At 50.0% G+C, this 5,568-nt stretch carries 3 protein-coding genes; 2 read left to right on the top strand and 1 reads right to left on the bottom strand.

All coding sequences use genetic code 11. The features are described 5' to 3' along the window. Both OSC10802_RS40580 and OSC10802_RS0116895 read left to right on the top strand, forming a co-directional pair. Window positions 1-1,202, top strand: a 1,202-nt coding sequence (locus OSC10802_RS40580) for a YncE family protein (protein ID WP_044170153.1), incomplete at its 5' end; no start/stop codon positions are given. Window positions 1,203-1,318: 116 nt separating this feature from the next. Beyond that, on the top strand, window positions 1,319-4,777 hold the full coding sequence (locus tag OSC10802_RS0116895; RefSeq protein ID WP_017717952.1) for a DNA/RNA non-specific endonuclease: 3,459 nt from the start codon (window positions 1,319-1,321) through the stop codon (window positions 4,775-4,777). Window positions 4,778-4,862: 85 nt separating this feature from the next. On the opposite strand, the gene OSC10802_RS40575 is transcribed toward OSC10802_RS0116895, so the two are convergent. Then, the gene (locus tag OSC10802_RS40575) at window positions 4,863-5,399 is read right to left on the bottom strand and encodes a pentapeptide repeat-containing protein (protein WP_017717951.1); all 537 of its coding nucleotides are present in this window, start codon (window positions 5,397-5,399) and stop codon (window positions 4,863-4,865) included. Window positions 5,400-5,568 lie beyond the last annotated feature (169 nt).

The raw sequence follows: 5,568 nt of genomic DNA, 5'->3' as shown, positions 1-5,568 counted from the left end.
ACCTTCTTGGCAGCCGGTTTGAGGATTTGGTTGCTAAATTTTATGTCGGCGATACGGCGTATGAGGGGACGGTTTTGCCCAATCTGAGCCGAGAGTTGGGGGACAATCGCTTTGAGGTGGCGGTTAAGGTGCCCAATACTGTGCCTCTGGGTGCGTCGCGCATTGTCCTGACGCGCCGGCAGAACCATTTGGCCGGTCAAAATGGCACAGAGCCGGTGTATGAAGAAGTCGAGTACGACAGCAACAAGATTCGGATAAATCAGGGCGCTGAGTACATTTTTGCTGCTCAAAGAGGGGCAGACCGGCTTGCGGTTCTCGACGGCACTGACCCAGAATCAGTAGTGGAAGCCAGCAACAGCAGTAAATTGCTCCTCGCCAGCATTCCGGTCGGCACTCCTGACCGAACAGATTGGCCGCGAGCGAGCGCCGTGACGAGCGACGGAACTCGCGTTTATGTGGTTTTGGAGACTAGGGGGTCCTTGACGGGGCGCGTGGCGTTAGTAGATCCGCTGGTGTTGCAGCAGGTGGACACTCAACCGGATATCCCGGACATTAACCCGATCGATCTGCCTGCCGGTGCAAAACCGTGGTCAATTGTTATTAACTCGCGGAATGAATACGCTTACATTGCCGACAGTGCGAGGGGAAATATCTACATACTGGATATCAATACGTTCTCGGAGACTTATCATCAGGTAATTCAAACCATTGCGGTAAATCCGGCGTCCTCTGGGCTGCGGAAGATGGCTATTAGCAGTGACGGGCGCAAGCTTTTTGTCACAGCGGCGAATGGTTATATTTATGTCATTAATATTGACGGGCAAGACCGGCCCACAGCTCCAAATCAGAACGAGCGCAAGTGGCACGAGCAGATTGGGGCGGTTCTGACAAACAACGGGGCGGACGGAGTGGCAGCTACTGCAGATCCGTTGAAGCTAACGTTTACCAATGGGCAACAGAATAGCGACGCAAAGGGTTTCGGCGTGCTTGAGGTAACGAATGATGACCCTCTCAATTTTGCAGCAAGTGCGCGATACATAGATTTATCTTTGGGGAATGTCGGTGATTATTTCGATGTCAATGAGGGGGTGGCGGTAACAGTGATGCCAGATGGGCGGTATGCGTTTGTTGCCGGTCGCAACCGTCAGGGCAGTGTCCTGCAAACTGATAAGCGGGCTGGGGGGCAATATTGGGATTATTAAAGACCCGCTGACTAATCCGCAGTTGGTGGCGGCAACTCGACCGATTCCCCGGAGCGCTGACTGCAGACCTGGTACTTTCAAATGACAGTAAGTATCTCTACGCTTCTTATCCGAACTTGAATGGCACCGGCAGTACATATGTTTTTGATGTAGAGGAGATTATCGAAACTCTGGAAAATCCTGGGAATTTCCTTATCGACGGGTTGGACAGAGGGGAGGGGTCTCCTTTCTTCAGTGCTGGTTCGGCGAAGAATGCTACTTGGGGTGATTTGTCAAGGGTGCCGGTGGATGATATCAATCCGGAAATTAGTGTTGCTGCTGACTATGGGATTGTTCAGGGGGATTGGGCGAGTTACCAGTTTACCTATGGCGTGCTGCCAAATAGCACGCGGGGGCCGGTTGCTCTTGCCGGTGGGTCTTGGGGGCTGAGTGCAGCGCCGGCGGACTGGCTGGATTTGGCAGAGGTGCAGTGGAAGAAGGAACCAGTAGTTGCACCTGAACTTGTCCCGACGCCTGCGCCACCTGAGGTAGTGATTCCTATCTTGATTTGGACAATCATCAATACATTTGATATTGTTGAGGTCAACCTTACTATCAGCACATTTCCTGAGGGCGAGGGACTTTTCCCAGGAGAAGACTCTTTTGTTGAAAGACCCCTGCCACCCGGTTTAGATGAAAACAAATTGAAGAAATCTACCTCTGGTGTGGCGGATTACAATCCCAACCGCAACCTGACGGCGACTTGGAGAGTCATTGATGTGGCTAATGGTCTCGGTCAGTGGGAGGTGGCCGGGAAAATCATAGAGGAATTAGTTCCCAACAACCAATTTCCTTTTGCGGATCTTCTGAATCTCACTCGCGGACAGACCTACTATTGGGGCGTTCAAGCCAAGAGTCTCACCAGAGGTACTATCCGTCAGTCCGACGGTCAATTTTACCTGCCGCTAGCACCTGCAGCCGCACCGGCACCTGAAACCTACAGCAGCGTTACCTTTTTGACCCCTGACGGCATGGCTTTCGATCCAAAAGGACTTTTCTCCGCCAGGGAAATTGCTGGGAGCATTGCCGGTAATATCGATGGCAAAGGCACTGACGGCACAGTTATGCAATACTTACCTGACTCAGGTGAGTGGCAGGTTCTCTCTGGCGATGGGGGGCTGGGCAAACCGCTGGTGCTGGTTGCAGATTGGAGCCAAGATTCTACAGCAGACAAACTTAATTCTGGCTTCTCTGAGGCAGCAGCCGATGCTCTGTTTGCTGGTTTGGTTGGATTAAACCAAAGCTATGGCGAGGCGGAGGGCACTCCGAAAGACGCTCTGTTCAACTCACCGATGCACTTTATTGGTTTCGGTCGCGGTGCGGTAGTGAATAGCGAGATTATCCAGCGTCTGGGGACTTTCTTCCCGAAAGATACGCATCCAGGGATGTTCCCAGATCTCCAGATGACGACTGTAGACCCGAATGATTTCGCCCAGGAACTTAATAGCCAAACCCTCAACTACTTTGACCCACAGGTTCAGGTTTGGGAGAATGTCACGTTTGCCGACAATTACTACCAGACGGCAACGACAAGCAACCCCAGAGGGCGGGATATTGTCAATATTATTCCCTCTGAATGGCTGCCGCCCGATAGTGACACCAATGAGAACAGGGCAGATTTATCAGTTCATCTCGGCGGGTTTGACGAGTCTGGAAACCTCAGTACCTCCAGTCGCGCTGGGTTTACGCAAGATGTCGCGAATGGCAACAACCCTCACGGGCGGACTGTCGCTTGGTATGGCGGTACAGCCGATTTGAGTTGGGGCAAAGACAATCCTCTCGGGTATCCAATTCACCGGCGCAGTGGGGATTTCAGTTACGGTGAGCTGTTCGATCCGAACTTCCCGGATGCTAAGCCGTGGTACACGCCCAACCATACGGGACAGCCGGTGGGTGACGAGGACGCCCAGTGGGAAGGAATTGGCACGGGTTGGTACTATTCAGTGCTGGGTGGCGGTTCCCACAAGCGTTCATTGCTTCCGCCGGTGGCCAGTGAGCGGACTCCAGTATATTTTGACAACACCTATGACGCCGGGATGCGGGGTGATTTTGCGGTTCCTACGGTGTTTAATGGCAACTTTGATGCAATTGCATACAAGATAGATAGCCAGCCTATTCCCGGTTGGTCACTCCACAATGACAGCGGCGTTTCGGCGAGTGACGTTGAAGATGAAGCGCTGCAAAAGTATTTGGTAGAGTGGAAAGACATTCAAACCTTAAGCGAGCATTACAAAACAGGTGTGGGCTACGATGGCACTCAACCCAACCGCGCCCTACATCTTGGAGGAGTTAATGGCATCAATAAAGCTATCCATAATCCTCTTGTTGTGCCTGAGTGGGGAGCGTTCCGTTTCAACCTTCACGTTCCTGAAACAGCTTTAGATAAAGGAGTGCTTATAGTCACTCTCCAAGATGCTAATGACGCCAGCAACTCGGTGACAACAACTATTAGCTTAGTAAAAGCAACTGGCAGTAATACAGCTTACGAAGCCGACACCCGTAAACTTGGTTATGCAACCAAGGGATTTGAAACCTTTCAGATTGATGAGGCCAAGCTAGACAAGTTAAAAAATCGCACGGTAATCCCTAAGTTTGAGCTAATAGGCTCCGCTCCTGAAGCTTACATTGATGATGTTTCCTTCAAAAGTGTTCACCTTAAGTTTGGCAATCCAGGAGAGGCAAGATACAGCAATGCGCCTTTTACAGATAACGCTTATGCAGAGAACTTGCTGATTGAGAGACCGCAGTATGCCTTATCCTACAACGGTGACACGAACACCGCTAATTGGGCGAGTTGGCAACTGAATCAATCCTGGCGGTTTGAGCCAGGAGATCCGGCTGTGATTCGAGGTACACTTCACCGAGATAAAACCCTTCCTTCAGGGTTCCCGAAAGTGTTATCTAGCACTTATAAAACGCCGAATAACATAGATGTTGATGGCATGCAATATGAAGGAGGACATTTAACTGCCTTTGCTGACCGGGATAGATTTAGCAACCGCAAGGATATTGTTGCGGTCAACTTGCTGTCAAACATAGTCCCGATGCAGAAAGAACTCAATAATAAGCAGTGGGCTGCGACTGAGAGATATGGCCGAGAATGGGCAGAGCAAGGCAAGGAAGTTTACATCATTGCTGGTACGGATGGAACTAAGAAGCAAGAAGATGGGACGCCTATACTGTTACCCCCGACTAATGGAGTTATTAAAATTCCAGCAAATTTCTGGAAAGTTATGTTGGTTTTGGATTCCCCTGGCCAGGGAATACCAGATGTTGGAAAGGATGCCTATACAATCGGATTTTACATGGATAATAAAAAGCTGATAGATCCCCTGACTGGTGAAGCTCGTGACTGGAGAACTACTAAAAAGTCTGTGAGAGAAATTGAAAATATCACTGGCTATAACTTCTTTTCCAATCTTCCGAAAGATATCCAGGATGCTATCGAAACTAATGACCAGCTAATTGAAGTCGGAATTACCAGTCCATTGGACTGGTATGATGAATTTGATTTTGACGTAGATGTCGATGATTAATTGATCACTCTGCCGCACCCGCTGAGAGGTAAATGAATTACTAATCTTCAAAGTGGTATACGGCAAGACTTCAGCTATATGGTGCTCAGCTTTGCGGACAGCCGTCGTTGCGAATACTTCCATCTGGCATAGTCGTGTTACAGAGAATGGCATCTTCAACGTAGGCACCAGTAGCGCGTCTCAAGTTGGCGTGGCTGAGATTCGCTCCTCGGAACCGAGTTCCATCAAGACGACAACGGCTGAGGTTAGCAGCGGTAAGATCGGCACCATCCAGCAAAGATATGCCCAGATCGGCACGAGAAAGAGCAGCACCAATCAGGAGAGCATCATCATAGCAGGATCTCCAAAGCTGAGCGCCACGCAGGTTGGCACCACAGAGGTTGGCGCGTTCTAGCTGGGCATTGTACACCATAGCCCTTCTTAGATCGGCCCAACTGAGATTAGCATCTTGCAGACAGGCATCTACCAAATAAGCACCACTCAAATTAGCGCCGATCAGATTGGCTCCTTTCAAGTTAACCAGCGACAAGTAAGCACCTTTGAGATTAGCTCCTCTCAAATCTACTCCAATAAAGTTTCTCTCTCCTGCTGCATACCTGACAAGCAACTCTTCAGCTTTCATAATTTTACTCTTCTCTCACTTATTTTTTACCCGTCCCACTTTCTATAATTATATCCCCGAACCCCCTACTTGGCAACTGCGCACGCTGCCATCGGGCATGAGCGTTTCCTCGAAATGGCAATCTCGAAATCTTACTCCGGAGCCCCTAAAGGTTTCCGGGCTGAATTCA

Origin of the sequence: Kamptonema formosum PCC 10802 (genome assembly GCF_000332335.1) — a bacterium.
Taxonomy (GTDB): Bacteria; Cyanobacteriota; Cyanobacteriia; order Cyanobacteriales; family Oscillatoriaceae; genus Oscillatoria.
Note: the sequence above shows the minus strand (reverse complement) of the source record. Positions and strands in the feature narration are given on the sequence as shown.